This window comes from Reichenbachiella sp. (genome assembly GCF_965233835.1).
GTDB lineage: Bacteria > Bacteroidota > Bacteroidia > Cytophagales > Cyclobacteriaceae > Reichenbachiella.
In genome coordinates this window covers 1,397,857-1,410,640 of sequence record NZ_OZ247585.1, presented here as the reverse complement: position 1 = coordinate 1,410,640, position 12,784 = coordinate 1,397,857, and the positions used below count along the sequence as shown (strand labels likewise).

General features: G+C 42.0%; 16 protein-coding genes. 10 read left to right on the top strand and 6 right to left on the bottom strand.

Annotated features, from left to right (window positions below; translation table 11 throughout):
- Positions 1 to 81: 81 nt before the first annotated feature.
- Both ACO6S2_RS06045 and hutF read left to right on the top strand, forming a co-directional pair.
- The gene (locus tag ACO6S2_RS06045; RefSeq protein WP_422361618.1) at positions 82 to 885 is read left to right on the top strand and encodes an N-formylglutamate amidohydrolase; all 804 of its coding nucleotides are present in this window, start codon (positions 82 to 84) and stop codon (positions 883 to 885) included.
- On the top strand, positions 882 to 2,258 hold the full coding sequence (gene hutF, locus ACO6S2_RS06040; RefSeq protein WP_422361617.1) for a formimidoylglutamate deiminase: 1,377 nt from the start codon (positions 882 to 884) through the stop codon (positions 2,256 to 2,258). Before ACO6S2_RS06045 ends, hutF begins: the two co-directional genes overlap by 4 nt.
- Here the strand turns inward: hutF and ACO6S2_RS06035 are convergent.
- Positions 2,255 to 2,662 carry a response regulator gene (locus ACO6S2_RS06035; RefSeq protein WP_422361616.1) on the bottom strand — a complete coding sequence of 136 codons (408 nt, stop codon included), beginning with the start codon at positions 2,660 to 2,662 and terminating at the stop codon, positions 2,255 to 2,257. The two genes, hutF and ACO6S2_RS06035, sit on opposite strands and share 4 nt — an antisense overlap.
- A gap of 159 nt (positions 2,663 to 2,821) precedes the next feature.
- Between ACO6S2_RS06035 and ACO6S2_RS06030 the strand changes: the two genes are divergently transcribed.
- The 7 genes from ACO6S2_RS06030 (at position 2,822) to ACO6S2_RS06000 (ending at position 7,123) form a co-directional block, all read left to right on the top strand.
- On the top strand, positions 2,822 to 3,334 hold the full coding sequence (locus ACO6S2_RS06030; RefSeq protein ID WP_422361615.1) for a DUF2911 domain-containing protein: 513 nt from the start codon (positions 2,822 to 2,824) through the stop codon (positions 3,332 to 3,334).
- A 131-nt stretch (positions 3,335 to 3,465) separates the two neighbouring features.
- Positions 3,466 to 3,912 carry a DUF6428 family protein gene (locus tag ACO6S2_RS06025; protein WP_422361614.1) on the top strand — a complete coding sequence of 149 codons (447 nt, stop codon included), beginning with the start codon at positions 3,466 to 3,468 and terminating at the stop codon, positions 3,910 to 3,912.
- Between the two features lie 78 nt (positions 3,913 to 3,990).
- Positions 3,991 to 4,407 carry an arsenate reductase ArsC gene (locus tag ACO6S2_RS06020; RefSeq protein WP_422361613.1) on the top strand — a complete coding sequence of 139 codons (417 nt, stop codon included), beginning with the start codon at positions 3,991 to 3,993 and terminating at the stop codon, positions 4,405 to 4,407.
- On the top strand, positions 4,404 to 4,892 hold the full coding sequence (locus ACO6S2_RS06015) for a GNAT family N-acetyltransferase (protein WP_422361612.1): 489 nt from the start codon (positions 4,404 to 4,406) through the stop codon (positions 4,890 to 4,892). The genes ACO6S2_RS06020 and ACO6S2_RS06015 overlap by 4 nt, the downstream gene beginning before the upstream one ends.
- A gap of 199 nt (positions 4,893 to 5,091) precedes the next feature.
- Positions 5,092 to 5,481 carry an energy transducer TonB gene (locus ACO6S2_RS06010; RefSeq protein ID WP_422361611.1) on the top strand — a complete coding sequence of 130 codons (390 nt, stop codon included), beginning with the start codon at positions 5,092 to 5,094 and terminating at the stop codon, positions 5,479 to 5,481.
- A gap of 207 nt (positions 5,482 to 5,688) precedes the next feature.
- A complete protein-coding gene (locus ACO6S2_RS06005; RefSeq protein ID WP_422361610.1) occupies positions 5,689 to 6,201 on the top strand; it encodes a hypothetical protein in 513 nt (170 codons plus the stop codon).
- A gap of 19 nt (positions 6,202 to 6,220) precedes the next feature.
- Positions 6,221 to 7,123: a tetratricopeptide repeat protein gene (locus tag ACO6S2_RS06000; RefSeq protein WP_422361609.1), complete on the top strand. Its 903-nt coding sequence runs from the start codon at positions 6,221 to 6,223 to the stop codon at positions 7,121 to 7,123.
- A gap of 333 nt (positions 7,124 to 7,456) precedes the next feature.
- Here ACO6S2_RS06000 and ACO6S2_RS05995 read toward each other — a convergent pair whose 3' ends face one another.
- The 3 genes from ACO6S2_RS05995 to ACO6S2_RS05985 form a co-directional block, all read right to left on the bottom strand.
- On the bottom strand, positions 7,457 to 8,713 hold the full coding sequence (locus ACO6S2_RS05995) for a replication-associated recombination protein A (RefSeq protein WP_422361608.1): 1,257 nt from the start codon (positions 8,711 to 8,713) through the stop codon (positions 7,457 to 7,459).
- A gap of 58 nt (positions 8,714 to 8,771) precedes the next feature.
- On the bottom strand, positions 8,772 to 9,500 hold the full coding sequence (locus ACO6S2_RS05990) for a hypothetical protein (RefSeq protein ID WP_422361607.1): 729 nt from the start codon (positions 9,498 to 9,500) through the stop codon (positions 8,772 to 8,774).
- 153 nt (positions 9,501 to 9,653) lie between these two features.
- Positions 9,654 to 10,259 (bottom strand): SGNH/GDSL hydrolase family protein, encoded by a 606-nt coding sequence (locus ACO6S2_RS05985; protein ID WP_422361606.1) that lies wholly within the window; start codon positions 10,257 to 10,259, stop codon positions 9,654 to 9,656.
- A gap of 90 nt (positions 10,260 to 10,349) precedes the next feature.
- Here ACO6S2_RS05985 and ACO6S2_RS05980 point away from each other — a divergent pair, with 90 nt between their 5' ends.
- Entirely contained in the window at positions 10,350 to 10,790 is a 441-nt protein-coding gene (locus tag ACO6S2_RS05980; protein ID WP_422361605.1) for an SRPBCC family protein, read from the top strand.
- A gap of 5 nt (positions 10,791 to 10,795) precedes the next feature.
- Here ACO6S2_RS05980 and ACO6S2_RS05975 read toward each other — a convergent pair whose 3' ends face one another.
- Positions 10,796 to 11,164, bottom strand: a complete 369-nt coding sequence (locus ACO6S2_RS05975; RefSeq protein WP_422361604.1) for a response regulator — start codon at positions 11,162 to 11,164, stop codon at positions 10,796 to 10,798.
- Between the two features lie 136 nt (positions 11,165 to 11,300).
- Positions 11,301 to 12,620, bottom strand: a complete 1,320-nt coding sequence (locus ACO6S2_RS05970) for a hypothetical protein (RefSeq protein ID WP_422361603.1) — start codon at positions 12,618 to 12,620, stop codon at positions 11,301 to 11,303.
- Between the last annotated feature and the right edge of the window lie 164 nt (positions 12,621 to 12,784).

Below are 12,784 nucleotides of genomic sequence, written 5' to 3'. Positions count from 1 at the left end.
TATAAGATCAGAAAGTATTAAGCGATAAGTAAACTGGAATTGAAGGTTATTATAACCGAGTCAAAAAAATTAAATTCGCATATGCCTTTTGAAATCATTGACCCCAACAAAAATCAAGTACCCATTTTGGTAAGTGTACCTCACTGTGGTACCGAAATTCCCGATTCCATTCGAGATCAATACGATCCGGAAATGATAGCCGCGATAGATGATACGGACTGGTTTGTGGATCAGCTCTATGACTTTGTGGGTGATCTGGGAATAAAAATGATCAGAGCAAAATATAGCCGCTGGGTAATTGATTTGAATAGAAATGCGGAGAGCAAACCGCTCTACAACGATGGCAGAGTGATTACTGCCTTGTGCCCAACCACGAATTTTAACGATCGAAACATCTATCTGGACGATGGACCTACACAAGAAGAAATCAACAAGCGAATCAGTAGCTATTACTATCCATACTACGACCAGATCCGCCTGGAGCTGACCAAGCTACAGAAGCAATTCAAACATGTGTTGTTTTTTGATGCACACTCCATAAGACAGCATGTACCCGGCATTAGGGCAGAGAAATTTCCAGACCTGATCTTGGGTGATGCGGATGAACAAGCGGCAGACTCCAAGATTATCCAAACAGCAATGGACGTGTTGTCCAGTACGTCGTACTCATTCAAGCATAACCACCCATTCAAAGGCGGAAATCTCACACGTACTTTCGGCCAACCTGAGAAAGACATCCATGCACTTCAGTTGGAGATGGCCAAGACCGTCTATATGGATGATAACGAAACCCAATATGACGATTCTAGGGCAGAAGTAGTGAGGAAAGATTTAAAGCACCTCTTTGAATCGCTTATTCAGACGCTAAACCAAATGAACCAATGAGTAAAGTTTTGAAGTTTGAAGGGTTGTTGACGAATAGTGGATGGCTATGTCCCGCCTACGTGAAGATGGATGAAGATGGAAACATTATTAACTTGTCCCAAACGACACCGCAAGAAGTCACAGAACATGTGAATGGCTATGCCATACCTGGATTTCAAAATGCACACTCCCACTCCTTTCAGTATGCGATGTCCGGCCTTGCAGAAATTCATCCCGACCCTACATCACAAGATGACTTCTGGAGTTGGAGAGAGACTATGTACAACATAGCCTTGTCCATGAACCCTGATCAATTCGAACACATTGCCACCATGCTTTATGCTGAAATGCTGTCTCATGGTTATACCCATGTGGCTGAGTTTCATTATGTGCATCATGACAAAGATGGGAAAAGGTATGCCAATCATGCAGAGATGGGAGAACGGTTGGTCAGTGCGGCGCAAACAGCAGGCATTGGCATTACACTTGTTCCTATTTTTTATCAAAAAGGAGGATTTGGACAAGGTCCGGTTGAAAAACAAAGACGGTTTATTTCTGCCACGGCACAAGACTATCTTGATCTTTTGGTCTCATCTGAGCAAGCCACCCAATCTTACTCAAAAGCTAATGTTGGCTTAGGCATCCATTCGCTTCGTGCGGTCGACGAAGACTCTATCCGGACAGCTTTCGCAGAAGCTAAAAACCTACCTGTTCACATTCACATAGCAGAACAGCTGAAAGAAGTTGCTGACTGCCTGGACTTTTATAAACAAAGGCCGGTTGAATGGCTCCTGAATACATTTGAGGTTAACCAGAATTTTCATCTGGTGCACGCCACACATCTGAGCGACTCAGAAGTTACTGGCATAGCACAATCAGGTGCCCATGTTGTGTTATGTCCTTCTACTGAAGGCAACTTAGGGGACGGCATTTTCCCACTACAATCCTTTCAACAGCAAGGAGGTAAATGGTCGATTGGCACGGATAGTCATATTGGACTAAATCCTTTGGAAGAGCTTCGTATACTGGACTATGGACAACGACTGACCACCCATCGTAGAAATCAGTTTATTTCAAAAACTAATGGAGACACTGGCTTATTCGGCGTGGATATGGCGCTAAAAGCCGGAAGAAAAGCTATGGGCAACAGTTGCGAAAGTTACTTTGAGGTAGGTCAGCCGCTAGATGCTGTAGTTATAGACGCGCAGATGCCACTCATAGCAACCAGTCGCCCTGAACATATTTTATCTACGCTGGTGTACAGTGGTGATCGTTCTCATTTCATGGGAACTATAGTAAATGGAGATTGGAAAGTAAAAGCGGGGCACCACCTCAAGCAAGATGATGTCGTTTCTAATTTCAAAAAGTCTCTTGCTGAACTAAGTATTCGTTAATCTAGATAAGTATCTATTTCCTTTAGAATATCTGAGGTCAAGGGCTTGGTGAATAGTTTTTGCACTTCCCTGTACTGATCGGCCAACTCGGCATCTTGATAGTACTGCGATGAAGTCAATACAAAGAGTTTGATTTTTTCACTTTCTACAGCGGTCATCATCTTGCGATATTCACGGATAAAATCCCACCCGCTAATCGTTGGCATATTGATATCCAACAAAATGACGTCTGGCAAATCTTCTGGATTGTTCTTCACCAAATCCTCTAAATAAGTGAGCCCTTTGGTTGAACTTGTCAAAGATTCTACAAGCATTTCAGGGTTATAATCTTTGATCACCTTAGTACAAATCAGATTGTTGATCTCGTCATCATCAATTATTAGAACCTTAATTTGTTTCGTCATTGTACTTATTAGAGGTGGTGGATAATCAGACCGTCAATTTAATTTAAAATTCTGAGAATTTGGAAAATAATCAAGCATAGGCCCAATTCTGATTAAAAAAATAATGCGAACTTAAGCCATCTTAAATCCGTTTTCAAACCAAACAAAAATCTTGAACTTATGAAAAAGAATTTATCAATTGCTACAAGTTTTATTATTGCCTGCCTTATAAGCAGTTCCAGCCTGTATGCGCAGCAAAAAGCCAGCCCTCCCAAAGTATCTAAAGCCACAGTAAATGGGAATGACATTACCATCAACTACAGCAGCCCTTCTAAAAAAGGCCGTGAGATTTATGGTGGTTTGGTGCCATTTGACAAAGTATGGAGAACAGGAGCCAACGAAGCAACTACCATTGAGCTATCGAAGGATGCGAAAATTGGAGGTGTAGATGTAAAGGCAGGGAAAAATGCCTTATTCACTATTCCAGGGAAATCTGAGTGGACCATCATCATCAACTCCAACGCCAAGCAGTGGGGAGCCTACGATTACGACAAGAGCAAGGACATCGGACGTTTCAAAGTTTCTTCAGCAGAGCTTGATGCTGTGGTTGAAAGTTTTGCCATCAATTTAGCCGATGATGGAACCGTTTCCATTATTTGGGATCAAACTCAGGTGGAATTTATGATTAAATAAAATATTTTTTCTCTTCAAAAAAGGGCTCTGATTTGATTATCAGAGCCCTTTTTTATTTTATTTCAAAATCAACGTAACATTAATCGTGATTTTACGATTATAAGGTTAATTAATTTAATCGTAATTTTACAATGAATATGAAAACGTCAGAATTTTTAAACATCCTCAAAGAAAACCCAGCACTAGGATTAGAGTTTGAAATCGAAAAAGGCAAATTTATTAAGCCTACTTTTCACATTACAGAAGTTAAAAATGTGAGTATTGAATCCGTAGATTGTGGTGGGAACCCAGACAGCTACAAACAAACCATTGTACAACTGATGGTCAACCCATTGGAAGAAATGAGAAAACCGTGGACAGCAGAGAAAGCACTGGATATTTTCAATAAGGTAGACCAATTGAAACCAATCAATGGTGACACCGAAATTTTCTTCGAATATGGAGATTTGGATATCAGAACTTCCAATTTTAGTGTAGAAGACCTTCTTTTCGCTGATGGAAAAATCAGACTTGAATTATTTGCTAAGCCAACAGTATGTAAACCAAGTTTGGTTTCAGGAGCCAAACAATGCTGTTAATTACTTAAAATTGTGGCTCATTACATTGAGTCACAATTCTCATTTGGCAACAACCCTATCATTCAATAAAACAATCAAATGAAAAACCTTATCATTCTTTGTACCGGAAATAGCTGTAGAAGTCAAATTGCAGATGGCTATTTCAAACATTTCGCTAACGATGAACTGGCAGTCTATAGCGCGGGAATAGAAACCCATGGTGTAAACCCCAGAGCCATCAAAGTAATGAAAGAAGATGGTATTGACATCTCCAACAACACTTCCAACAACATTACTGAATACCTGGAGGTAGATTTCGACTACATTATCACCGTGTGCGACCATGCGCAGGAAAATTGCCCATACATTCCAGGAGACGGCGAGCGCGTGCACTACAATTTCCCAGACCCTGCTAAAGCCACGGGCACCGAAGACGAGATCTTGGATAGCTTCAGGTCTACACAAAATATGATCAAAGAGTTTACACAAAAATTTGTGACAGACAAAGGGCTATGATCATCACGCCCATGCTACCGAGTGACTGGCCTGAGGTTGAAAAAATCTACCAGGATGGCATAGACACCAACCAGGCCACATTCGAAACCCAGACGCCTAGCTGGGAGGCATGGGACGCCAGACACCATGATCAACCCAGATTAGTAGCTAAAGACCACGACGGCTCCGTACAAGGCTGGGCCGCGCTGTCTCCCGTCTCCAAACGACCCGTATATCGCGGCGTGGCCGAAGTAAGCATCTATATCGATGTGAAGCTAACAGGCCAGGGCCTCGGTAAAAAACTCCTTACCGCACTCATCCAACGATCCGAAGAAGCCGGTATCTGGATGCTGCAAGCCGTTACCTTTCCTGAAAACAAAGCCAGTGTTCGTCTGCATGAAAGCTTAGGCTTTAGGCTTGTAGGTCGCAGGGAAAAAATTGCCCAGCAGCATGAGGTATGGCGGGATACCGTGATGCTTGAGAGGCGATCTTCTCATTTTCACTAACTAGTGAATTATTCATTTTTTTTAAACGCTTATATTTGAATGTAAGCGTTTAAAAAAATGGCTTTTGTTCATCAAATTGATTTCCGATTTATAACTCAGCCTCAGCTCAGTTATCCTTATGCAATTTTTCATAAATTGAAAACTAAATAACGATCATAGTGATCGTTGCGCACTAGTTGAGCTCCATAACTAACTTTTCATGATTTTAACTAAACTAATAGCCATAATACTTTTTGCATATTTCAGTTCTAGCAATGTTCAGGTCGAATTGGATGATTCACTTGAATTGAGCATTGAACAAGGTAAATCAGGTTCACCATGGCAATTTCCTGGAGGTCAGAAGGCATTTGACGAATATTTGAAACCTGAAATCAAATGTGGAGATCAAGTAACACCAACTTCAGTTTATGTAACCTTTGTAATTGATGAAGATGGCAAATCAACAGAAGTGAAGGTCTTAAGAGGATCAACTCCAGATTGCAATAAACTTGCGATTAAATTGATTACCGAAATGCCTATTTGGGAATATGTAGAACCTAACAACGGAACGAAGAAATTAAGAAGCGCCGCCAATGTGAAATTCAACTAGATGAAAACGGTGCTCAACAATATGCATCATTCATATCCAAAGCTGGGTGACCGAAGCCTTGGTAGAAACATCCTCGCCAATCCGCAATAGTCAGCAGTAGTTCGGTTTGGTTCATGCAGTACCGCAGCAGTCTCGATTAACAGTAACTCAAGAAAAATAACTTTTGCAGTTGGAAGCGGTTCGGCTATCTTGGCCGTTTAAACAAGCGTGGATACGAGAGAGATGCATGGGCGTTACCCACTATTGCATATGAGCATAAAATTCACGACCATTTTATTTTTCAGTTGCTTAACGACCTTTGTTAATGCACAAGCTCTTTTTCCAGAAGTTTACAAAGGATGCAACACTGCAACTATGACGCTGGAATCTGACACAGCAACAATAACGAAAGAACCTAAAGAAATAGCAAACCTGCTAATCGACAATATTTCAGAGCAAGTAATGAGAAAATTAGCAGGAAGGATAACAATGCAAATTATAGTTTACTCTGACGGGAGCAATTGTGTGTTTAGTATTGAGAACGAATCCAATATTGATTCAAAAGAACTTAATCTAAAACCAATTTTTGATAATAACCTATCTTGGAACACACATGATCAACTACCCATTAGTGTCTTAATTGAACTCGACTTTAACAAAGGAAAACTTAATTACAGAAGATTAGGTGTAAGCACAGAAAAGGGATTGCATGAATTATACAATGCCGGTCGACCTGAATAATCTATTTAAGAAATCACCCATGAAATTCTCAATATCTATTCTCGCAGTATTAGTAATCGGAACCGCTTGTTCACAACAGCCTCCGAAGGATTATCAGAATATCTACAACGAACTATGCAATCAAGATGACGATTCAAAGACGATCGCGCACCTTAAAGAATGGGAAGAGAACTATCCACGTGATCCCGAGATGTTTATCTCTGCATTTAATTTCTATCTTCAAAGATCAAAGCAAGAAGTTGTAAGAATGGATGGGGGCCCTGCCAAGGGTCAAAGTTTTCAAATTATGGATTCAACAAATTCAGAACCTGTGGGATATCTCTACGGAGACATTTCTTATGACGAAGAACTCTTTAAAAAGTCTATTGACTATCTAACACGCGGTTTGACAAAGAACCCCAAAAGATTGGATATGCACTTTGGCAAGATTATCACACTCGGTCAACGAAGAATGTTTGAAGAACAAACCTCTAATATCCTACAGGTATTAGACTATGGAATGGAAATTGAACATAAATGGCTTTGGAAGTTAGGTGAACCTATTGAAGATGGTATCGAAGCTGAAAAAAGTGGAATTCAGGATTACGTCTACAACATGTTTAACCAACAGACTCCAGCGTGTGATTACATAACAACTATTTCAAACAAACTGGTGGAGGTATTTCCTGATGATATTTTCGGGTATTCGAATATCGGAGCATGCAACCTTATGAACGAGAATTTTGACGAGGCTATTACTTGGTTCAAACAAGCTGAAATAATTAATAAACAAGATCCTATTGTTTTATCGAACATCGCCTACGCTTACATGAAAAAAGATATGAATGAAAAGGCAATTGAATACTACAACAAGGTCGCTTCTACCGGAGACGAACAATATAAAAATTTCGCCCTTCAGAAAATTGAAGAACTAAAAGAGTAACAGTCGGTAACAATCACTATCATCCATAAGCTTACTGAGTTATTTGCACAGACTGGTGCTATCTGATACTTTTATAGAAATTTAAAAAGTCCAGCTTACGGATTTTAGCTGGTCGTTACAACCGCCTCGCCCCTGGCGCTCACGTTTCGTGAGTGACAAACCTATCATTTGATGTCGTATTTAGAGACTTGTAGTCTCGGACAATAAGTACTGATGTAATATATGAAAGTGATGGCAGCTTGGGTAATAAACCTTGAATGACACATGTATATTTAGCACTCACTACAAGTGAGCGCTAGTAGGCGAGCCAACCTCCTCGGACTCACATGCTCATCAATACCCATACTTCCCCTTCCACTGAGCTTTCAGCTTCTTGCGCATCTCTTCTTCTCGTGGGTTTTTACCAGGGTTAAAAAGGGCTTTTCCTTTAATCTCTTCCGGCATAAACTCGAAGTCGACAAAGTTGCCTGCATGGTCATGGGCATATTTGTAGCCTTCGCCATAGCCAATTTCTTTCATCAGCTTGGTTGGCGCGTTGCGGATGCCTAAAGGAATGGACAAGTCTCCCGTTTCTCTCACCAGCTGTTGCGCCTTGTTGATCGCCATATAAGAGGCATTGCTCTTGGCTGAGCAGGCCAAATAGGTCACGCACTGGCTGAGTATGATTCTTGATTCCGGATAACCGATCACGTTCACGGCCTGAAAGGCATTGTTGGCGATCACCAATGCCGTTGGGTTGGCATTGCCAATATCCTCTGAGGCTAAGATCAGCAGCCGTCTGGCGATGAACTTCACGTCCTCTCCCCCTTCGATCATTCGTGCCAAATAATACACCGCCGCATTAGGATCGCTCCCCCGGATCGACTTGATAAAAGCAGAAATGATATCGTAGTGCATCTCTCCACTTTTGTCATAGATGGCCGCTTTCTTTTGTGCTATTTCAGTAACTACCTCATTGGTAACTACAGCTTTCTTATCTAAAGAGTCGACCACCAGTTCCAAGAGATTCAGCAGTTTTCGTCCGTCGCCGCCCGACAAGCGCATCAAGGCTTGGTCCTCTTTGATCTCCACCTTTTTGTCTTTGAATACATTCGGATGATTCAGGGCCTTGTCGATCAGTTCTGTTAAATTTTCCTTAGCCAAGGCATTCAAAGTATATACCTGACATCTGGAGAGCAAAGCGGCGTTGACTTCAAAACTTGGATTTTCTGTCGTAGCGCCGATTAGTGACACCTGGCCCTTTTCCACCGCGCCTAGCAGTGCGTCTTGCTGGCCTTTGTTGAATCTGTGAATCTCATCTATAAACAGGATCGCCTTTGATCCAAGTCTCGATTTTTGGATGACTTCACGAATATCCTTTACCCCGGCACTTATAGCACTCAAAGTGAAAAATGGCATTTTGGCCGAATTGGCAATGATATTGGCGATAGTGGTTTTGCCCACCCCAGGAGGCCCCCACAAAATCATAGAAGGCACGGCACCAGAGTTGATGGCACGCTTCAGTATATTTTTCAAATGGTCTTGGCCCACCAGTTCATCCAAGGTCTGGGGTCTCAATTTTTCCGCTAAGGGCATGGGATTATCTAGCATAATGTACGCTACGAAAAAAAGTAATAAAAGAATGGAAAATTAATGAAAATCAGACGGATTACTGTCCACCTTCTTCGGTCTCTGCAGGGGTTTCTTCCTGAACCTCTTCGGTCTCCTCGGGCGCGGCTTCTTCTACAACGGTTTCTTCCTCTACGGTTTCTGGCTCAGCTTGGTTTTTGTCCTTCTTTTTAAACAATCCGCCCAAGCCTTTCTTTTTCACTTGCGTAGTGTCAGATTCCTGCAAGGCTTCTTCTGCCAATTTCTCTGCTGATGGCGGTGGTCGATTGTCAATAAAGAGCTCGCCATAATACTTGTTGTAGTATACCTGCTCTTGATTGTGTGCAGCGGTTTCTTCGTATCGATACTTATATCTTGGTCCTTCTGGCACGGTGTCCTTTTCAACTTGCGCCAAAAGCGGAGCAGCAGATAGAGAATCTACACCCAGTGTATCGGTATCCACAAAATCTTCGGCTAAGAATTCGCCCTGATCTATGATAAGCTCTGAAGTATCTTCAGGAACCGGAGCCAAGACATTCTTCTTTGGGGCCGTCATGAGCTCATAATTCTTGCGAAACAAGCTGGTTTGCTTGTTTACACCATACTTGGTTCGTCGCGAAGCTGAAGCAAATTTTGGGGTACTGTCATTGGCAAAATAGGAGTATTTGGCCAAACGTATAGAGTCATCCAGAATATAGGTACTCTGAAAGGCAGGGCATACCACGTTGTCTTTACAAGCGTAAAAAACAAGGCACAACACAAACAATATAGGAAAACTAGTTCTCCTCACAAATTTTATTCAATTAGGGATTAGGTGGATACAATCACTAACCCTCAAAAATGGATAATATTTCCTGATTTATATAATTAATCTCTTCAAATCTTAAAAGGCAATTCCCCTCTCGAGTCGAATATGAATATATAATCTTAGAATAGTACCAATCTACTTTTTCAACATGGGTTTAACTACTGGATAAGCTGCATCCACCCATTCCTTATACATTTTTCCCGATGGGTGTAAGCCATCTTCGGCCACCAAAGTGGGTTCACTAGCTGCTCTTCTACTTCCCGGCGTAATGTCCACAAAGGCCACCTCATACTTGTCGCAGATACGCTTGGCTATGGCATTGTATTCATCTAGCTCTCTCGCAATTTTCGGTGGGTCTTTTTCTGCTGCAAAAGGCGTTACACCATAATCTGGAATGGAAAGTACAAAGGTCCGATCTGCCCTATCCTGAGCAAAAGCAATGGCTTGTTGAAGTAGCGACTCAAATTCCTTTTTGTACTGATCGATGGGATAACCACGGTACTGGTTGTTCACGCCTATAAGCAGGGAGACCAAATCATAGTTTTTGGCGGGTTTTTCTTTATCAATAGCGGCTTGCAACTCGTCCGTCGTCCATCCGGTGGTGGCTATGATTTTTGGCAATTCGACTTTGATGCCGTCTCCGACCAATCTTCCTTGCAGGATATGCGGCCATCTTTCGTCTGCAGCCACCGCTTCTCCAATGGTATAAGAGTCTCCAAGTGCTAAATATTTGTATGTCATTTTTGGTGTTGTTTGCTCTAAAATTAAAGAGGTTACATGAAGTATCCGCTCTAATATGTGCTAAATTTAAACAAGCAACACCGATTCTATATGAAAATTGAAAACACCGTAATCATAGACAAACCGCTGGATACCGTAACCCAATACTTTGCTAACCCCGCCTATCTCAAAGAATATCAGGAAGGATTTGTAAGCAAAGAGCTCGTAAGTGGGACAGCTGGGGAAAATGGTGCTGTCTCAAAAATGCTTTATGAACATAATGGTCAAAAGATGGAGTTGGTAGAAACCATCACGGCCAACAATCTGCCTGATACCTTCGAAGCCCACTACTATCATGAGCACATGGATAACACCATGAAATGTATCTTTACTCCGCTAGATGATGGCCGAACCGAATATAGAAGTTTCATTGAATACACGCGCATCAACTGGGTAATGCCTCGCCTGATGGCTATACTCATTCCGAGTCTCTATAAAAAGCCTGTCAAACGATGGTTAGAGAATTTCAAAAGGTTTGTGGAGAGCCAGTGAGTGTCCTAAGCCACCCGACTCAGGGCTTCTTCGATAGCTGCTTCTACTTCTGAGGCATTTAGTGGTTTATTGAAAACCTTCTCGATTAAGTTGTCTGTTTCGGCTTGATGGATTTTTTCGTCCTGATCCATAGAGGTTAAAATGAAACAGGCGAGGTTATTATATTTTTTGTGCGCTTCGGCCAGGAAGTCTACGCCGTCCATGCCGGGCATTCTCATGTCGGTAATCACAACGGTCAGATCGTCTTCTAAAGCCGCCAACTTCTCTAAAGCGTCAGGCCCTGATTCGGCCATGAGGGTATTGTATTTTGAGCCAAAGATTTTATCAAATATGATCCTGGGGATGGATTCATCATCTACGTATAGCACTGTCATCTTCATATCTTTCTACTGGTTTGAGTCTAAGTTAATCAATAATTTTTTACGAATTAACTAACCTTAAAAATACTGAAACTCCAGAATGAGCCATAGCCCACCCTGAAGTTTTAGCACACCTCCCTCAATTCTTCTTCTACGAATCGCCAAGTCTCTGGAGTCTGGCGATATCCTGATCTATAGATAGGATCAACAGACAAGTAGCAGTACAAAACACGGGACTCGTAATGCAATGGTGACCACTCCAGCTTCCATCTGTATTTTGAATGCGGACAATACGGCCTGCGGTATTATCAAACCATTCGATCCATTCCTCTCCACCGGCAATCACCATCGACTCACCCGTTTGCAAGAAGCTCAAAAATTCTTCTCCTCCGTTATTACCAAATCCATTCAGTACTTCGTCTTCTTGTGCTTTGTCCTTGGCTGATTTAAAAACATTGAAACTGGTGGTTAACCTTGAAGACTCTTCTTCACTCAAGCCTATTTCTTCCAACAGCTCTTCAGACAACTCCGCATCCTCATCTATTTCTCCTTTTCGTTTGGCCTCATCGATCATGTCCTTAGCTTTTTTAGCTTCCTTGGCACTCGCTCGCAAAGAACCAGAAACAGCATAAAGCATAATCCCCGCTCCTTTTTCTGTATTCACTTTACCGGAGCCAGCATCATAGTTCCCTTTTTGGAACTCTCTTGACCTTTCCAGGGCGACCTCGTCGATTTCAATGTCATTTACCTGAGCGGCCTCTACAGCCTGATTGGCATAAGAAGACTGTAGTACGCCAGCCCAACCATCACCTTTCAAACTCCCATCTTGATTTTGATTGGTTTGGATGCGTTTGACACAACTGGCCAATGCGGCTCTCACCCGATCTTCAGTTTTAGCCGACAGGTCCTCCAGCTCCAATAGATTATTGAAAAACTGTGCGGCCAACACGGCATCTATATTATCTCCCAACTTCACTTGTATCTGCGTATTGCTCAACTCCGTGATTTTGAGTCTATCCTTTGGGGTACTTTCTACGGCATTCAATAAATACTCAGTGGCTTTAGCCAATGCCTTAGCATATTCTCCTTTCTCCAGCGTGCTGTTCGTTCTCAACATCGCCATACCTACCATGGCGGTGGTCGCTGGATCGGTGCTCACGGCATGAGCATCTCGAACGTGTTGGTAGCTGTGACTACCAGCTCCCCAGCCTCCATTTTCCTGTTGTGCTGAAGCTAAATAACTCAATCCTGTATTGACCGAATGTTTGACTTTGGCTACATTTTTAAAATGGCTGTGTCCTTCAGATGATTCCTCACCAAAAATAGTCTTGAAGGTACATCCTTTGGCTCCACATACTTTGATGTGGTTGTGATCCATCGGGTTTTTGTTGGATGATCTAAATCCCGGAGTCAGCGACAAGAGTAAGCATCCAGCCAACCCTAATGTCAATGTTTTTACTTTGGTTTTCATAAGTGTGAGTATTTGGTTTTATCGATATTGATAAGACCAAATACGGCACTTACTTTCAGTATAAAAACCTAGAATGAGGGAGTCGTGAGTTTCAATAAGGGAAGTCTAATGTTTAGTAAGGGAAGGTAAGGCTGATTTTGCCAATTAACTTGTCATTTCGATCC

What these genes read in the sequence shown, in the direction of transcription:
- ACO6S2_RS06045 (WP_422361618.1), top strand. Translation starts at nt 82, where the DNA reads ATGCCTTTTGAAATCATTGACCCCAACAAAAATCAAGTACCCATTTTG.
- hutF (WP_422361617.1), top strand. Translation starts at nt 882, where the DNA reads ATGAGTAAAGTTTTGAAGTTTGAAGGGTTGTTGACGAATAGTGGATGG.
- ACO6S2_RS06035 (WP_422361616.1), bottom strand. Translation starts at nt 2,662, where the DNA reads ATGACGAAACAAATTAAGGTTCTAATAATTGATGATGACGAGATCAAC.
- ACO6S2_RS06030 (WP_422361615.1), top strand. Translation starts at nt 2,822, where the DNA reads ATGAAAAAGAATTTATCAATTGCTACAAGTTTTATTATTGCCTGCCTT.
- ACO6S2_RS06025 (WP_422361614.1), top strand. Translation starts at nt 3,466, where the DNA reads ATGAATATGAAAACGTCAGAATTTTTAAACATCCTCAAAGAAAACCCA.
- ACO6S2_RS06020 (WP_422361613.1), top strand. Translation starts at nt 3,991, where the DNA reads ATGAAAAACCTTATCATTCTTTGTACCGGAAATAGCTGTAGAAGTCAA.
- ACO6S2_RS06015 (WP_422361612.1), top strand. Translation starts at nt 4,404, where the DNA reads ATGATCATCACGCCCATGCTACCGAGTGACTGGCCTGAGGTTGAAAAA.
- ACO6S2_RS06010 (WP_422361611.1), top strand. Translation starts at nt 5,092, where the DNA reads ATGATTTTAACTAAACTAATAGCCATAATACTTTTTGCATATTTCAGT.
- ACO6S2_RS06000 (WP_422361609.1), top strand. Translation starts at nt 6,221, where the DNA reads ATGAAATTCTCAATATCTATTCTCGCAGTATTAGTAATCGGAACCGCT.
- ACO6S2_RS05995 (WP_422361608.1), bottom strand. Translation starts at nt 8,713, where the DNA reads ATGCTAGATAATCCCATGCCCTTAGCGGAAAAATTGAGACCCCAGACC.
- ACO6S2_RS05985 (WP_422361606.1), bottom strand. Translation starts at nt 10,259, where the DNA reads ATGACATACAAATATTTAGCACTTGGAGACTCTTATACCATTGGAGAA.
- ACO6S2_RS05980 (WP_422361605.1), top strand. Translation starts at nt 10,350, where the DNA reads ATGAAAATTGAAAACACCGTAATCATAGACAAACCGCTGGATACCGTA.
- ACO6S2_RS05975 (WP_422361604.1), bottom strand. Translation starts at nt 11,164, where the DNA reads ATGACAGTGCTATACGTAGATGATGAATCCATCCCCAGGATCATATTT.
- ACO6S2_RS05970 (WP_422361603.1), bottom strand. Translation starts at nt 12,620, where the DNA reads ATGAAAACCAAAGTAAAAACATTGACATTAGGGTTGGCTGGATGCTTA.